Annotated in this window: 19 protein-coding genes; 3 read left to right on the plus strand and 16 right to left on the minus strand. The window is 42.9% G+C overall.

Features of this window, described 5'->3' with window-relative positions; translation table 11 throughout:
* Positions 1-9: 9 nt before the first annotated feature.
* The 4 genes from ACZYR9_RS06720 to ACZYR9_RS06735 all read right to left on the minus strand — a co-directional run bounded on the left by ACZYR9_RS06720 (position 10) and on the right by ACZYR9_RS06735 (position 3,044).
* Positions 10-1,158 carry an MBL fold metallo-hydrolase gene (locus ACZYR9_RS06720; protein WP_488977692.1) on the minus strand — a complete coding sequence of 383 codons (1,149 nt, stop codon included), beginning with the start codon at positions 1,156-1,158 and terminating at the stop codon, positions 10-12.
* 68 nt (positions 1,159-1,226) lie between these two features.
* Positions 1,227-1,811, minus strand: coding sequence for a sulfurtransferase TusA family protein (locus ACZYR9_RS06725; protein WP_488977693.1), 585 nt, complete (start codon positions 1,809-1,811; stop codon positions 1,227-1,229).
* 107 nt (positions 1,812-1,918) lie between these two features.
* Entirely contained in the window at positions 1,919-2,242 is a 324-nt protein-coding gene (locus ACZYR9_RS06730; protein ID WP_488977694.1) for a rhodanese-like domain-containing protein, read from the minus strand.
* Positions 2,243-2,258: 16 nt separating this feature from the next.
* Positions 2,259-3,044, minus strand: a complete 786-nt coding sequence (locus tag ACZYR9_RS06735) for a sulfite exporter TauE/SafE family protein (protein WP_488977695.1) — start codon at positions 3,042-3,044, stop codon at positions 2,259-2,261.
* A gap of 400 nt (positions 3,045-3,444) precedes the next feature.
* Between ACZYR9_RS06735 and ACZYR9_RS06740 the strand changes: the two genes are divergently transcribed.
* Positions 3,445-4,149: a class D sortase gene (locus ACZYR9_RS06740; RefSeq protein WP_488977696.1), complete on the plus strand. Its 705-nt coding sequence runs from the start codon at positions 3,445-3,447 to the stop codon at positions 4,147-4,149.
* Between the two features lie 64 nt (positions 4,150-4,213).
* Here the strand turns inward: ACZYR9_RS06740 and ACZYR9_RS06745 are convergent, their stop codons facing one another.
* The 5 genes from ACZYR9_RS06745 to ACZYR9_RS06765 form a co-directional block, all read right to left on the minus strand.
* Entirely contained in the window at positions 4,214-4,684 is a 471-nt protein-coding gene (locus ACZYR9_RS06745; RefSeq protein ID WP_488977697.1) for a C40 family peptidase, read from the minus strand.
* Positions 4,685-4,855: 171 nt separating this feature from the next.
* Positions 4,856-5,518 carry a thioredoxin domain-containing protein gene (locus ACZYR9_RS06750; RefSeq protein ID WP_488977698.1) on the minus strand — a complete coding sequence of 221 codons (663 nt, stop codon included), beginning with the start codon at positions 5,516-5,518 and terminating at the stop codon, positions 4,856-4,858.
* A gap of 22 nt (positions 5,519-5,540) precedes the next feature.
* Complete coding sequence (locus tag ACZYR9_RS06755) at positions 5,541-6,098, minus strand: peroxiredoxin family protein (RefSeq protein WP_488977699.1); 558 nt, start codon at positions 6,096-6,098, stop codon at positions 5,541-5,543.
* An 18-nt stretch (positions 6,099-6,116) separates the two neighbouring features.
* Complete coding sequence (locus ACZYR9_RS06760) at positions 6,117-6,839, minus strand: cytochrome c biogenesis CcdA family protein (RefSeq protein WP_488977700.1); 723 nt, start codon at positions 6,837-6,839, stop codon at positions 6,117-6,119.
* Positions 6,832-7,515, minus strand: coding sequence for a hypothetical protein (locus ACZYR9_RS06765; protein ID WP_488977701.1), 684 nt, complete (start codon positions 7,513-7,515; stop codon positions 6,832-6,834). The genes ACZYR9_RS06760 and ACZYR9_RS06765 overlap by 8 nt, the downstream gene beginning before the upstream one ends.
* Positions 7,516-7,691: 176 nt before the next feature.
* On the opposite strand from ACZYR9_RS06765, the gene ACZYR9_RS06770 reads away from it, so the two are divergent.
* Together ACZYR9_RS06770 and ACZYR9_RS06775 are read left to right on the plus strand one after the other, a co-directional pair.
* A complete protein-coding gene (locus ACZYR9_RS06770) occupies positions 7,692-7,934 on the plus strand; it encodes an SH3 domain-containing protein (RefSeq protein ID WP_488977702.1) in 243 nt (80 codons plus the stop codon).
* A gap of 109 nt (positions 7,935-8,043) precedes the next feature.
* Positions 8,044-8,454 carry a C40 family peptidase gene (locus ACZYR9_RS06775; protein ID WP_488977703.1) on the plus strand — a complete coding sequence of 137 codons (411 nt, stop codon included), beginning with the start codon at positions 8,044-8,046 and terminating at the stop codon, positions 8,452-8,454.
* Between the two features lie 321 nt (positions 8,455-8,775).
* Here ACZYR9_RS06775 and ACZYR9_RS06780 read toward each other — a convergent pair whose 3' ends face one another.
* The 7 genes from ACZYR9_RS06780 to ACZYR9_RS06810 all read right to left on the minus strand — a co-directional run bounded on the left by ACZYR9_RS06780 (position 8,776) and on the right by ACZYR9_RS06810 (position 16,188).
* Positions 8,776-9,864, minus strand: a complete 1,089-nt coding sequence (locus ACZYR9_RS06780) for a sensor histidine kinase (RefSeq protein ID WP_488977704.1) — start codon at positions 9,862-9,864, stop codon at positions 8,776-8,778.
* The gene (locus tag ACZYR9_RS06785; protein WP_488977705.1) at positions 9,851-10,537 is read right to left on the minus strand and encodes a response regulator transcription factor; all 687 of its coding nucleotides are present in this window, start codon (positions 10,535-10,537) and stop codon (positions 9,851-9,853) included. Before ACZYR9_RS06785 ends, ACZYR9_RS06780 begins: the two co-directional genes overlap by 14 nt.
* A gap of 304 nt (positions 10,538-10,841) precedes the next feature.
* Positions 10,842-11,456 carry a recombinase family protein gene (locus ACZYR9_RS06790; RefSeq protein ID WP_488977706.1) on the minus strand — a complete coding sequence of 205 codons (615 nt, stop codon included), beginning with the start codon at positions 11,454-11,456 and terminating at the stop codon, positions 10,842-10,844.
* 242 nt (positions 11,457-11,698) lie between these two features.
* On the minus strand, positions 11,699-12,475 hold the full coding sequence (locus ACZYR9_RS06795; RefSeq protein ID WP_488977707.1) for a hypothetical protein: 777 nt from the start codon (positions 12,473-12,475) through the stop codon (positions 11,699-11,701).
* Between the two features lie 728 nt (positions 12,476-13,203).
* A complete protein-coding gene (locus ACZYR9_RS06800; RefSeq protein ID WP_488977708.1) occupies positions 13,204-13,929 on the minus strand; it encodes a restriction endonuclease in 726 nt (241 codons plus the stop codon).
* Positions 13,930-14,600: 671 nt separating this feature from the next.
* Positions 14,601-14,813, minus strand: a complete 213-nt coding sequence (locus ACZYR9_RS06805; protein ID WP_488977709.1) for a hypothetical protein — start codon at positions 14,811-14,813, stop codon at positions 14,601-14,603.
* A 205-nt stretch (positions 14,814-15,018) separates the two neighbouring features.
* A complete protein-coding gene (locus ACZYR9_RS06810; RefSeq protein WP_488977710.1) occupies positions 15,019-16,188 on the minus strand; it encodes a hypothetical protein in 1,170 nt (389 codons plus the stop codon).
* Positions 16,189-16,219 lie beyond the last annotated feature (31 nt).

Raw genomic sequence — 16,219 nt, forward strand, 5'->3', positions numbered from 1 at the left:
GTTTCCCCCTTATTTATCGTGAATCGCGCAGCGGTTCGGACCGATTTCCATTTCACGCTGCTGTTCGTTCTCAGGCTCGATTTTTCCCATGTTCGTCTGACGGATTTCCTGGTATGAGTTCGGGTGCTGGGGGAGATTATCCGTTACAACACGTCGGAATTCAGCTTCGTCAGGAATATTAAGGCCCGGATTCTTTTCATACAAGTCACCCAAACGGGCGGATACTTTCCCGCCTTCGCCGAGTTCGGTAATTTTACCGAAATGTGCCGGCAGTACAATTAAATCTTCCGACAGTTCTGTGTAGCGGTTGTATAGTGTGTTCCGCAGATCTCCTACCCAATCCTCCGCTTGTCCGGCGAGGTCGGGACGGCCGATCGATTCGATGAACAAGATATCCCCTGTGAGCAGGTATTGATCGTCGACAATAAAGGAGGTACTGCCAATCGTGTGCCCCGGCGAATAAACCGCTTGAATCTTGATTTTGGTGTCGCCAACCGTAATTTCTTGGCCATCAATCAATTTTTCGTAATCAAACACAACTTCTTCGGCGTCTTTCGGCGGCAGCCAGTATGTTGCTCCCACCTGCTCGGCTAATTTTCTTCCTCCTGAAATATGGTCGGCGTGAAGATGCGTATCGATAGTGTGTTTGATTTGAGCCCCTTTTTCTTTAGCAAAGCTCTCGAAGACATCGGTCATTCTCAGCGTATCCACAATGGCTGCTTCACCGTTAGAAACAGCCATATAGGATAGGCATCCCTTACCGATACGTACGAATTGATAAAGCGCTCCGCCATCTTTCAAGTCACCGACCTTAACGGGTTCCAAGTACTCACTCCAGGACTTCATCCCGCCTTCGAGATAATATACATCGCTTCTGCCGGCTTCAATCAGCTGCTCCGCCACAAATTTCGACGACCCTTCTTTGGCGCAAACAACCAGCACCTTTTCGTTCGCCGGAATTTTGTCAAGCACGTCCTCTACACCCTCGAGCAGTTCAAAATACGGGATATTGATCGCTGTAATGCGCTCCCCTTCTATTTTCCAGTCGTTAAAATCACCTTCATTACGCACATCGAGAATAAATAACGGTTCCTTATTCAAAATGAACTGTGTGACCTGCCCTGCCGTCATTCCCCGTAAATTCGTTGTCGTCGTCATTTATCAAATTCCCTTCGGTTTATAAGTTAGAGTAACTGCATAATAAGGACCTTCGTTCAAGATCCGCCTTAAATACTTTGCTCCGTAGCGCCGTTCCAACCGAACATACCAGGAACCACGTTTTTCACCTGTTTAAAGCCCTTGTCCGCCAGCAGCTGGCAGGCAAGATCGCTTCGCGTCCCTGTTCGGCAAACGACATGAATGGCTTGATCCGCCTGCAATTCTGCCAGCCGCTCTTCCAAATCTCCAAGTGGAATCGATAACGCTCCTGGAATATGGTTAAAAGCAAATTCCGCTGGTTCGCGTACATCCAGCACGATGATTGGTTCACCGGCGTCAAGCTTCTGCTGTAATTCCGCATTCGTGAGTGTATGTGGGAATTTGATTTCTTCTTTGGCATCGCTAGGGCTGGCCTTCCGAAGAAAGTGCTTCAGCACATCCCCTTCGTGAATCGTGCCTAAATAGTGATGGCCCGTATTTTTGGCCCATCCTTGGATATCGGCCAGCGACCCCTTATCGGTAGCTTGCACCTCCATAACCTGGCCGCTACTCAGCTGTTCGATCGTTTTTTTCGTTTTTACAATCGGCATCGGACAAGCAAGTCCTTTGCAGTCGAGCGTCAGATCCGCTTTAATGACGGATGGTGTGGACATGTTCATGACCTCCAGTAATTCATTTATTTTTCTATATACTTATACCCCTATGGGTATAATATAACTAAATTTTTTTGCCCTGTCAACAGGGCACGTTTCAGCGCAAATTACTTCTTTCCAAACTCGACGTTACCGTTCCACTGGGACATACCGCCGGTCATATTGACGACATTGTAGCCGAGCGATTCCAAAAGCTCGCAAGCCAGTCCGCTGCGGTTGCCGCTTCTGCATACGACAATCGTCTCCTGCTCAGGATTAAGTTCCTTATGCCGCTCTCCGATAAACCCCAGCGGCATATGCTTGGCTTCTTTAATATGCCCGGATTCCCACTCTTCAGGTTCACGCACATCGAGAATATGAAGCCGTTCCCCTTGGTCCAAGCGTTCTTGTAATTCCGAAGGTGTGATCGCTTTTGAAAATTTGCCTGCCATTTTTCATCTCTCCCTATTATGCCAAAATGTCGATCCAAATTTTAATAACGGTTGCGGTGATCAGCCCGGCGAGTACCCATTGTAATACTTTTACGTTCATCTTTTGCCCGATTTTAGCTCCTATAGGCGAACCGATAATACTTGCGACTACCATCACGATGGACGGAATCAGCAGCATATGTCCACCCATTACTTTACCAACGGATGATCCGATTGATGATATAAAGGTGATTGCCAGCGAGGATGCGATCGCAACCCGGGTAGGGATTTTTAAAATAACGAGCATAATCGGCACGATGATAAAAGCACCAGCAGCGCCAACAACACCCGATAGAATCCCTACAACGGCGGCCGCTGTGGAAGCGATCCCTTTGTTGAATTGAAGATTCGAATAATCGTCGCGATCTATACCTTTTTTCGGAAAAAACATCATAATAGCTGCGATTAATGCCAGTACGGCATAGGTCAGGTTAATTGCTGAATCCGGAAGAAATTTGGAGCCGTAGCCCCCGATAAAGCTCCCCAGCACGATCGGAATGCCCATATAAAGAACGAGTCTTTTGTTGATTAATCCGCCTTTTCGGTAGGCGAAGACGCCTGCAATTGTGGCGAAAAACACCTGAACCGCACTAATCGCGGACACCTCTTGCGCCGTAAACGCGAGAAATCCTAGCGCAGGCGGAATATATAACAGCATCGGATACTTGATGATGGAGCCTCCAATACCAACCATGCCCGAAATGAATGAGCCAATAAATCCAATGGCAAACAAGGTAATAATCCAACCGATATCTAGATCCATAAGCCACTCCTTTCCCTGGTAGTATGTTTAACCAAATTCGTGCACATACCCCTGTAGGTGTTATTTTTCAGTGAAATGGGATGCGTTGCTGCAGAGCTTCGAAATCAGTACTGCCCTCTAAGGTAATGTTATCCCCTCCACCATCAATTTTATTTTATTATACTTATACCCCTATGGGTATTATAATAGGCTATGAAATGTCTGTTGTCAACCTTTTGGATCTCTCTATAGGTTTAGTATGAATAGTTTTGTATCTTCGGACATGATTCAATAGTTTCAAAGTTATAAACATGAGTAGAATGGGTAATGACACATGATAGTTTATTCCTCTACGGATCAGCGAGAAATCTGGCTAGCAAGGGTCAAATGGATTCTTAATTGATTTAACAAAGGAGATAACATGCGTAAAATAGCGTTTCTATTCGTTCTTATAGGCATTGTATTGCTACTTTATCCAACTCTGAACTTATGGGTTAGGGACATGAAACACCAGCAATTACTCCTAACTTTGGAGGCTGATCTGTCCGCTGAGCTGTCTGAAAAGATTACTGCTCAATCAATAGGCAAGGAATTGAATCAACTATTACCGAATGACAAAATGCCTCCTGCTTCCAGCATAGCTACATCTATACAAGATGATACGCAAGCGGAAGATACGCAAGGAATACCACTGACCTCAATTGTTAGTTCCAAATCCGGTTCATCCACTCAGCAATCGAAGCTTTTAGGCATCATTAAGAGCGATGCCATTAATCTCAAACTTCCAATTCTCAAAGGGGTTAGCTCAGAGGAACTAGCGATAGCGCCTGGTCATATCCCGGGTACCGCTCTGCCCGGCCAAATAGGGAATTCAGTTATAGCCGGTCATCGCAGTTACGCTTATGGACGAATGTTTAACCGGTTAGAAGAATTGGAAACAGGTGATACCATTCATACTGAACTCGGTGGGCAATCGTATGAGTACGTGATATATGATAAAAAGATGGTTGATCCGACCAACGTATCGGTGCTGAATCAAACCAAAAAGGACAAAATCCTTACGCTTATTACCTGTGATGAAACAGGCAAGGAGCGACTCATTTTACATGCAAAGCTGAAACAATAAACAAGATCTCACACTTTCCTACATAAACTCTGCGTCTGTTCTGTTAAATACCTATAAATAACGGTTAATTTATAGCATCTGTCATGTTAGAATATGTTTCCCAAGATACCACTCGGCGTGCCGTCACGTAACGCTTGTTGTAGTATGTATCGCTTAACTTGCTGATGGTCACGCCCTTATTGCTCGAGGAATGAGCAAACCGCCCTCCACCAAGGTAAATGCCAGCATGCGAAATTCCTTTTCCATTTGTATTAAAAAAAACCAGGTCGCCTTCACGCAGCTCACTCTTTTTAACGGCTGTACCGGCCTGAGATTGAGTCACAGTCGTTCGGGGTAGTTTTACATCGAATTGAAGAAATGTATACAATATAAATCCCGAGCAATCAAATCCTTCGGTCGAAGTCCCACCCCATGCATATTCCGTTCCTATAACTTTATTCACCGATTCTTCGAGTTTCGTTTGATTGGCAAACACACTGTTTGCTCCAGTAAATAACATCATGATAGCAATCATTATGAGTACGATTTTTTTCAATGACATTTCTTTCTCCCTTCATTCTGGGTTAGCCGCTGGGTTGGATTAAAGGTCTATATAGTACCTTATGATAAATGAATTGGCCCATATGGTTTCCCCCTGCTTATCGCATGTTTAGATTGGTTCTGACCACTTTTGTAAGGAATGCAGGCATATTCAAAGAAACCGTTCTCATTCCCCTTGTTTGGATCCCGTCGTCCATTCCAAGATCACTTCAGTGATACCATAGGCCGTTAATGTACGAGTGAGCAATGCCTTCATGCGCTCGGATTGTTGTTTGTCCACTTCACTTTTTCGTGCATGAAGTGTTACAACGCCATGTTCATTGTGAAAAGCAACTCGCTCAAGCGATGCATCCAAGGGAAAGGGGTTCTCGAACCCTTCAAGTCGGGTTCTAAGCAATTGCTGAATAACGGTTATTCTTGGTGCCCTTACAGAAGTCAAATTGATCAACTGTGTTTCCACCGGAACGACGTGACCATGTTGATATAAATAAACCGTATAGGGTTCACTCTTCTCTTGGTTTTCTTCTCGCAGTGCTTCCGAGCGCAGCAATCCTTCCTCGATCTGTCCAAATAAGTTCCATACCTCAGCTGTCTCCATAAATCCTTCAATGCGGTATAGTTCGCTATCGTTATGATCCAAAAAGAGCGTGGTCGGATTCTTTTTAGCGCGATAGCGATTGGTCGTTGCATGATCAACATCCACATAAACGACTTGATAAGCAAGATCATTCTTACAGGCGTGGATTTCCCCAATGACCGTGTTCATCGACCGACCCATCGGACAAGCAGACAGTGTAAAAAGGATCATTTTTTGAACCTTCTGCCTCATGTTGTATACCTTTCCTTTCTGATTATTTAATTTTTGATACGGCATCTTTCATAATTTCATAATTAATTGCGCCCTGAAACTTTTCCCGAATCACGCCATTAGAATCGAGAACATAAGTGGTAGGATAGGCGACAACTTGATACGTTTGCAGCACATCACCTTCCTGATCGAGAACAATTGGGAATGTGAGCTGTTGATCCTCCACGAATGCTTTTACGTTATCCGGATTTTCCTCAGTAGTCGTCATATTGACACCCACAATAACAAAGTCTTTTGATTTGTAATCCTCATAAAATTTTTGCATATGGGGCATCTCCACGCGGCACGGCGGGCACCATGTTGCCCAAAAATTAACCATGACTTTCTTGCCTTTAAAATCAGAAAGCGTAACCGGATTTCCGTTCAAGTCGGTTAAGGAAAAGTCCGGGGCAAGCTGCCCCTTTTGAATGCCCCTCTCGACGTTCGCTCCACTTGATTCCACAGCTTGTCCCGTCTCTGAAGAGGATGTACGATAATAGTCGTACCCGCCATAAACGACGAGCCCTATCAACAACACTACAGCAATAATAGTTTTTTTCATCAAGTTCAGCTCCTTATGTTAAAAATTGATGTCCCAAAACGTATATCGAGCAAGCCATGCACTGATCTTTTGCAATTGTCCGGTGAACAACAGAAAACCCATCCCGATAAGAAGCCACCCATTGATTTTAGATAGAAGAGGCATCCATCTGTTCATTTTCTTCATTATGTTCATCGAATACGTCAACAACCATGAAATCAATAAAAACGGAACTCCCAATCCAAGCGAATACACCGCCAACATCCCGATCCCATTCCACAATGTCTCCGAAGATCCGGCCAGAAGCAAAATAGACGATAACGCCAACCCCACGCATGGACTCCAGCCCGCACCAAACGCCAACCCAGTAAGAAGCGAACGGATGGCGCCGCGGCGCATATCTGGTTTGGTTTCCCACGTTTTACCGGACATCAACAGACGAAGATTTAAAATGCTGGCCATTTGCAGACCAAACACAATAATCAATAGACCGCTTATTCTTTGTACCAACTCGCGTTCTTCAGCGAAGAAGCGACCAATGAAACTTGCAGACGCACCCATAGCGATGAAAATCAGACTAAACCCCACAATAAAACTAAGAGACTGAAAGATCAGTTTCCCCCGATGCACGACAAGTTTACCCTCTTGAAAGGACGAGCCTGTCAAATGGGAAACGTAAGCGGGAATGAGCGGAAATACACAAGGCGATAAAAACGATAGCATCCCCGCAGCAAAGGCAACGAAAATCGTTAGATTATCCAAGAGAACCTCCTTTTTGCTTCTTCTCGTCAAACCAAGCCCATCCGGTCAAACAAGCGGCAACAAGTAGAAAAATAACCTGCTGTTTACTGAAAGAGAAGAGCCACATGGTACGATCGGGGACTAGAAACAAAAGGAGCACATTTCCGATCGAGAACCAAATGCCATATGTGATCAATCTTTCTACCTTATTGGATCCTTTTTGAGAAACCAATAATAAAATCAGGAGAACAGCAGTCAATACGGCGTTTACAGCATGAAACCAAGTGGGTTCCTCCCCGATAGCGAATAACAACATGTGATAGATCAACCAACCCGCAAACAAAAACCATGCCGCGATATCGATCCACATTTTTATAGACATATTCTGCTTCGGGGATCGGAACCAAACATAGGCCGCCGTAACCAGGCTCGCCGTCCATCTCCCGCGTTCCCCACCATCAAAGTAAAGTAAAGACATGGGCTGTAAGATAACCTCAATCGGATGAAAGATCAGGAAACTCCCTTTCCATACGATCAACCACAGCCAGAATGCATTCGTCGCATAGGACAAGATTAAACTCCGCTCCAGCATGTGTCGAAGCCGGTATTGTAGCATCAACCAGCCTGCTGCCCCATAACTCAGGTACAAGATCAGTTGTCCGTTCAAAACAAATGATCCGATCTGTATACTGCGCAATTTCCCCCGCCCCCTCCCTGTAGAACAGAATACCTTTCTTCTTTAAAGAAATGATAAAGTAATCCATTGGAAAAAATTACATTCAGTCCGTTTAATCTCCTATGCTAGGCTTAACTTAGACCGTTAGCTAATCATTTCCGCTACGGTAAATGTGTAAATCTACAGGAGGTATTACAATGTTGAAGAAAAAAATGACCTTGACGCTCTTGGCTACCGCGCTAATTTCTGTCACGATTTTAGTGGGACAACCTACCGTTTCGGCCGCAGGACAAGATGGCATCATCGAGAAAAGTGTTAATTTTCGGGAGAAGCCTTCCTTAAGCGGTGACCGCATTCGTTATCTGAAAGCCGGTGAACATGTCGATATATTGGGACAAGTTAATCATTATTGGTATAAAATCAAAGATCAACGTGGCTAGACTGGATACGTGACCACTCAAAGTCAGTTCATAAATACGAATGACTCCTCTTCGGACAAAGCTAAAGCAACCGATTTCCGGGACGTCCAAAAGCATTATTGACGCAGGAATGAAGTACTTGGGAACTCCTTATGTATTCGGTTCAAACCGTTCCAATACCCACACGTTCGATTGTTCCGATTTCGTCAGACAAGCATTTAAAGATGGAGCCAAAGTTATTCTTCCAGGGAATTCAAGGACACAAGCCGATTATGTAAAGAAAATGGGTGACATTAGGACAAACTGGAGGGATCTAAAACCCGGGGATATCATGTTCTTTATGTCCTACAAGGGGAGTAAAAGCAACAATTACTCCGGAATCAATAAATCCTCGCAGCGAATTACACATAATGGTATCTCTCTCGGAAACGGGAAAATACTGCATACGTACTCGGAGAATTCGGGTGGGGTTCGAATCGATAATATCGAAGAAAAGCATTGGGAATACAGATTTGTATTTGGCGGGGACGATTTAATGTAATATGACTTGGAAGGCCCTATAATCCACCAGGCTATCGGATTGAACATTTTCTTGTTCAGGTAAAAAACCATTGAAGCATGAAACCATCAATCGAATTGTGGGCGCAGGTGAACAAATTCTACACAAACATGACCCAATCAAAAAAATTAAGGATTCATGCTCATGATGCAATTACAAACTATTTTAATACTTACAAGCAAATTGAAATCAGTGCTACTTCAAGAATCTTCTGCATATAACAAACCAAAACAGACTGGCGGAGTCCATACCGGTCTGCTTAGTTATTGTGTAAGACAAACAAGATTACTTTTTAAAATCAGATTATTTCGAGTTACGGGGGATCGTTACCCAAAACGCATGTTTGTTATTCTCTGATATTAGCCCGACTCTGCCTCCATGTTTCTTCACAATTTCTTTTACAATTGCCAAACCAAGCCCACTTCCTTTTGTTTTTTCTCCGCGATGTCTCGATGGATCCGCTTGAAAAAAACGTTCAAATACAAGTTCTCGCAGCTCTTCCGGCAGTGGCTCGCCAATATTACTGACCGTGATTCGATAATGAAGAGGCTCGATTACTCCGGACACCCAAATCATTCGCCCCACATTATAGCTTGTTGCATTCTGTAACAGATTGTTCAGCACCTGCCTCAATCCATCCTCGTCACCGATGACGACTCCAGGTGCAAGAGATACATCTACCTCCATATTCTTGGTCTGGAGTTCCCATTGAAAAGACTGCGTGCAACGCGCAATCAACTCATCGATTTGTATGTTGCTATTAGTCATGCTTGTAGCTTGTCGGTCCTCCCATACTGAAAGCTGATGCAACTGTTCCACGAGCCGGGTGATATGCTGAGATTCTTCCAGCAGCGAAAGATACAAGTCCCGGTCCCCAATAAGCACACCGCTGCTTAATGCCTCTAAATAGCCGTTTAGATTACTCAGAGGAGTTCGCAAATCGTGCGAAACATTGCTCAGCATTCTTTTACGATTTTCTTCCGTTCGCTTCAAAGTCAAAGTCAGATCGTTAAAATACTGAGTCAATTGACCGATTTCGTCTTCTGACGATACTTGAATGGGTTCTGGGTATGATCCCTCTATAAGCTGACGCGTCGATTGGGTCAAACGTTTTAAAGGAGATAATATTTTTTTGATAAATACGAAATGGATGACCGCGGCAACAACGATCGCAAGCAAACTTGCCCGAATCAGGTAAAAATGCATCGTTCGGTTAAAGAAAAAGTTTTTTTCTTCACCGACAAGTCGATACTTTTCTACAAGCACACATGCAAAATCTTTGACCGAAACGCCTGCTAGCCAGATGACGATGAGCATAACCAGAACGTTAACCCCGATTAACTTCCAGGTTACCTGCTGCCTCCATAAATTAAGCTGCTTAATACGCGACAAAGCGATACCCCATTCCACGGATCGTTTCGAAAAAACACGGTACTTCGCTGGATGTTTCGATCTTTTCTCTAAGCTTTCCGACATGAACATCTACAGTTCGGTCGATTACACTCTTCTCTTCGTTCGGATAAAGCTCACCCAAAATTTGCTCCCGCGACAAGATTTGATTGGGATGTCTCATAAAAAAGTACAGCAATTTAATCTCATGCTGAGTTAGGGGAATGATGTTCCCGTTATACTTGGCTTCTCCGCGCAGAGGTTTTATGGTCAATCCTTTATAACTAATTTTGCTGCATCGATTAGAAGTTCGCCGAAGCACGGTATTCACCCGTGTGACGACTTCTTGAGGGCTAAAAGGCTTGGTTATATAATCGTCAGCACCCATTTGGAGACCTTTAATCCGCTCTGCCTCCGCAATTTTGGCCGTTAACATGATGAGGGGAATGTCACTTTTGAGTTCGTTACGCATCCATGTGCACAATTCTTCGCCGCTAAGCTTCGGCATCATTAAATCGGTAATGACAAAACAGGGATCATATTTTTGAAATGCCTCCCTGCCTTCTTCCCCATTCTCAGCCTCCAATACCTCATATCCTTCTCTTTCCAAATAGAGTTTGAGAAGCTTTCGTATTTTCATATCATCTTCAATGATCAAAATGTTTTTTCCTCGCATCGTTTCCCTCCCTTTGAGCTGGGCTTCAGTATATGATTATAGTTTAAAGAAACGTTAAAGTTCATGCCAGATCTACAATCTGGAAGTCGGAGTTATTGACGCTATTTCTTATGTTCATATATAAAAAAATTCCGAAACTCAGATTTCAAGTATTTCATGTCATTCTACTCATAGGTTCATTGCTCTTTTTCGAAGCATATCGCCTATTAATGCTGACATATAGTAGATTACGCTTTCCATACATCTTCCACTAAACAAAGAAAGGTCCAGAATGATAGGAGTAGATCTTTGATTGTATTTGATACTATGAAGTTGTTAACTGATTTTCGTACTCCTTCACCCGCCGATAAAATGTATTGGACTTCATTTCCAATAACTTCATGGCTGCGGTAGCCGTAATCGCGCTGGATCTCCACTGCTCGTACACCCGAATAAAGTTGGTGTCGATCTCCTGCTTAGGGCGCCCGAACTTCACGCCTTCCTTTCGCGCAACCTTAATCCCTTCCGCTTGGCGCTGCCGGTTCTTCTTGCGCTCCTGCTCGGCCACATAGGAAAGCAAGCTCAAAAATTGATCTTCCATCACTTTGCCAAAGTCGCCCATCGTCCGGAACTTCCGGCTGTCGAACAGCGTTTCGTTTTCCAGCACAACGATATCCGCTTGCAGCTCTCGCGTAATATTTTTCCACTCCGCAATGATGCCATCATAATCGCGGCCCAGCCGGTCCAGCGCATCCAGGTACACAAGATCACCTTTCCGAAGCATCAGCCGCATGGCTTGATACCTCGGCCGGTTAAAGTCTTTGCCGCTTTGCTTATCCATAAAAATATATCGCTCGTCGATACCCAACTCCCGAAATTTCACAAGCTGCCGCTCTGGATTTTGGTCCTTGGCCGATACTCGCGCATAAGCCATCTCCATCCTTGATGCCTCCCTAACCGAATCTGTTTCAAAAAGTATAGGGTATATCGTGGGATATTTCAATATTTGTTTTTATAGGTTTTGACACAAAAAACAGGCCCGTTTCCGGACCTGTCAAAACGTATGCTTTTTGAAAAACAAAGAAAACTATTTTGTTTACGAATCCGGCCAAAATTCAGCCAAAAAAACTTATTGTCAATGAGAACCAAGAGAAGTTGGCTCTCCTTCTTGGCCTCCGGTGTTCAGGTTGCTTTTACGAATGTTTCCATTTGTTTCAACTGTGTATACACTTCATTTCGGCCTTGTTGTTTATGCTTCCATCGATCCGCTCCAGCCTGTAACTCTCTTAAAACACGTTCAGCGGCTTCATTAGAGAGAAACGCCATACCTCTATTTCGATGATCAGCAAGATCCTTCTGAAAATGACACTTTCGATATGTCCGGCCACTTCTACAGCGGCAAGGTCCATCTGGACTGAGCGCCTGCAAGAAATCAACTGGCTTTAGCGTTTCCTCACTTGCAGGACCAATCCAAGTTCCCAGATTACCACTTTTTCGTGTCTGCTCCCATATCATATGACGGAATAACCAAGTAGTAATGCGAGCAAACGCATGCTGGTACCGTAATAGCTTATCTTCAAACTCTTTCGCAATATCGCTGGAATAACAGAAGGAATCAGGAAGATGCAACCCATTAGCCAGTGGCCCACCCACATTTAAATGAGGATGGTCTGGAAATCGTTCATACCCGATAGTAGGATGATAAGCGATAGCAAGTGGCTGCTGAAAATAGGCTTCAGAAAAACCCGGGTGCACAGCTACTTTAAATGTTGTTGGTTTCAAATCACGAATCGCCTTTTCGATATGCCCATATTCAGACGGAAGACTATGGTCCTCTGCACAGTTAGGATTATGGCGAACTTGACCGTTCTGAACCATCCCATACCGATCATGGATAATGTCAGCTGCAACAAGTAATGCCTCTTCCCTGGTTGGTGGGAGAGGATTGGCTTTTAGCAAAAACCAACCCTCCCCAAGGATTCCAGCCACCTGACCCGGTACCCATGCTACCGGGCCATAGGCATCTTGCAGCGCTTGGATTACTTGAGGTTCCACGCCGTTACCGCATGAGACTTACCAGGTTTCGAGATAATTCCACCGTTGTTTCCACCGTTGTTTCCGCCGCCGTTATGCCCTTTGTCGTCCTTGCCATGGCCTGGTTGCGGATCTGACCCAGAATTACCGTGATTACCGTTACGCTCGTCTATCATATACAGGTCAACTCGCTTTTATGATGGTGTAAACATTGATTGAGAGTCGTCCTCTGGCCCGAAACTTCAACGAGCGCCACGGTCCTCCTTTTTAGGTTACTCTTACCGAATTGCGATAGCGTGAGACAGTTATATTGTTCAGCCTCTTGCGTAGCGCAGAGCATTATAGTATGATTAAAACCGTTCTGACGGGTTTCAATCCATCTATAAAACTACTATCCGGAGTGCAGAGAGAAATCTTTGGACTCTCGTTCGTTGTTCCATTTTCTACTATAGCATATATTGTGTTTTAAAAGCAAGGAACTTGCGGTCATACACTATATATTGTGTTTGCATCCGATGGGAACAAAAGAACAAGGTAAAATATAGTATTTTTTAATAACAACTAAGTCCATAATTAAAGCTGCTTTTTCAGAAAATTAGTTATCAGACTATTTTATTATTTAAATCAAAAGCGTCTATTCCGTCGGTCGTTCATTATATTGCCTTCATGTTTCGGCATCTAGGGTATGTACTACAACCGTAAAATTCACCCTTTGCACTTTTGCGTAATATCATTTCACTTCCGCACCGGCTGCAAACATGCTCTTCCTGTGGTAGCTGTTCTTTGATTGTTTTAGCTGAGGGTGCAGCACCGGGATTTAATTTTAGTATCATTTCAATTAACTGCTCACGATTGATTAGTTGGATGTTGTTTGATTTTGCTAATGAGTAAGCTTCATCCGAATACTCCCGGTTGGCGACAACCCAACCTTCAGAAGCGCCGTAATGCGCTATGGAGGCTTTTACTTCCTGAACTGCTTTTAAACCGACAGTTTTGCTATAGCGCTTGGCCTGGACAGCGATCTTTTTTCCATTTTTAACGATCACTAGGTCGGCTCCATAATCACCGGCAGCTCGTGTCACTTGCACAGTGAAACCATGCGCTTTGAATAAATGGCCCAAATAATGTTCAAATTGCCGCCCGTCCATTTCATCAATATCTTTGATCCCCGATTTTTTCAATTTCTCCTGATACTGAATACGACGTGCAATCATGATCGCAACAAATAAACCTAGCACACCACCGGCAGCTAGTAGACTTGCGATAAACGATTTAGTCATATTAAAAACTCCAAAAAAGGAACCAAAGATGCAGAGCATCAAAAACCCTTCAATTAATTTATCCAATTCTTTTTGCTGTTTGCGTTTTTTCCTCGACATGCTGTTTCTCTCCTTCTGCCTTTTCCAACCTGCATTACTTCACGCTAGCTTTATAGAATTTCTGCGTAACACCGACCTTTCAAAATGCCAAACTCCACTTTGGCAGGAAACGCCTTCATACCGCTCATTGCCATTCCAACTGCCGACTGCGCCCTTTGCATTAACTCCGGTGGCAATCTATATGCAACAGCATCACCGTTTTGCTTAATCGTAATCAGTGCAATTCCATTCTGCACCATGCCAACACTTATTACGTCGTGTACTACACATTTTCGGATTCTTTTTTCAATGCAGGAACTTTCAAGACAGCATGTTTATTTACATCAGAATAAATCTTCGCCCCTGCTTTGTTTACAATATAGTCACTCACGATATTCCCTCCAACTTGTTTGGTTTGAAGTACGCTTATGCAGCGATCAAAAAACTGAACAGTAAAACTGAACAGCCTAAGATTTCAGTTTTACTGTTCAGTAACATCAGGCCCCATCTTTAACACATTGATGACATTATACAACATTTTCCAACATAATTATCTATTAGTTAGGATTGTTCTTGAACTATGTAGAATTACCACTAGAACTGAAAAACCGCTTACGTGGTTAAATTCCACTTAAGCGGTTGAATATATGTCTTATTCAAGGTTTATTTTCTTCCATCAAAAGTGAAGCTCTCTAATCAAGTAATCGTTCGATTAATCTAAGCTTTGGCTCATATTCTTCAACATGAAAAAATCCCTTCTTCAAATTACAGATTTCTTCAACTAATCCAGCAGGCAGATCCAGGTCGTAAAGTAGATCCGTTGGTGTTTTAACTTCAGCTTTAATGATCATTTCAATAGCCTGCTTTAACACCTTCGGTTCGGATAGTGGCAGCACATCGTCCAATGGTTCCCGAGTCCGAATCTTTCTCGTTGAGATTTGTTTCTGCATCCATAGTTTTACATAGTCTCTATTGTTACAACACAACTGTTCAATGTCCAAATCAATATGACGTATTTTCCATTATTCTATCTGCTTAATTTTACGCTTCGAACCACGTATTTTCTTTTTGTTAGAGAATGGATTTGCCATAACCTCTTCATGCCCTCCACTATTCAGGAGCATTACTCCACTTATACAGCACTTTCTCGGCTACATATTTGATTAGAGCTAGTTCCTTTTCTATTATTTCATCATTAAGATTAGGTATGAAATTAACATCCTTGGGTGCTTCTTTAGAGTGAATTAACGAACACCTAACTGTATAAATCCGTGTAGCTACCAATTGAACATCATCAGTAACACTCAAAGGTATAAGAGCAGGATATTTCTCTGAAGGTTCTGTATAGTGTCTTCCACAATCCGTAATTTCTTCAAGCCATGATGTAACTTCTGAAGCAGTTAATGAATTATTAGTAATATACTTTATTATTAAGAGTTCGTTTGGCTTAGGAAACCTCGCTTCCTTTACGGCTCTTATAAAGAAGAACTCAAGAACCTGATAATAAGCCAAATATTTATGTCTTGGTATTTTGGTATAGTTAGCAAAATTGAAATACCTTAATGGGGTTTCTTCTAATTCATTACTACTTAAGCATAGTTGTGTTCTAGTAGCATGCCCTATTAATTTACTAGCACTTTCAAATCTTGACCTTTTGAAAACTAAGTCTAAATTAACATTGCATTCAAATAATATCTGTTCAATAAATTTATAGAAGTGCTCCGTATTTTCAAAAAGTTTATCATTCCAAATCTGCAGGGTAATATCTTTCTCATTATTTCTCGCATGTTCGATAGCACCATAATCGTCCTCTACAATATACTGGTCATAAAAAGTATGCCAAAAAAGGTCACTCATCTCACCAATATGTCCTATCACTTCACCATTCTTTTCCAATGTTATTCCGCCTGTTTGCACATAATCATAGCCCTTAATTAACTTTTTCTTGGTTGATTCATCAGCAAATTCAATCAGCACTTCATAGTAATTACCGCAATAAGCAGTTGAACTGTCATATCTAAAATAGCAATAAAACATTGCAGGAGTCATATATTTCATGACATCATCGAACAGGTATCTATCCTCTGAAACAGTGATGCTTGAAGACGCTTGTTTTACTATTTCAACTTGTTTAGCCAAAGAGTCTTCAAACTCAGCTTTCATTCCGACTCCATAATAATTTCTAAAAAAATTAATGTAATCTTCCGCACACCACGTATTTATCCATTCTTTTAGTCGCTTATCTTCAATATTTCTGTGTCCATATAAACCGCCGCTCATGTGTATCACTCCTAACTCATTTACATTACCA

This window comes from Paenibacillus sp. F024, assembly GCF_057814255.1.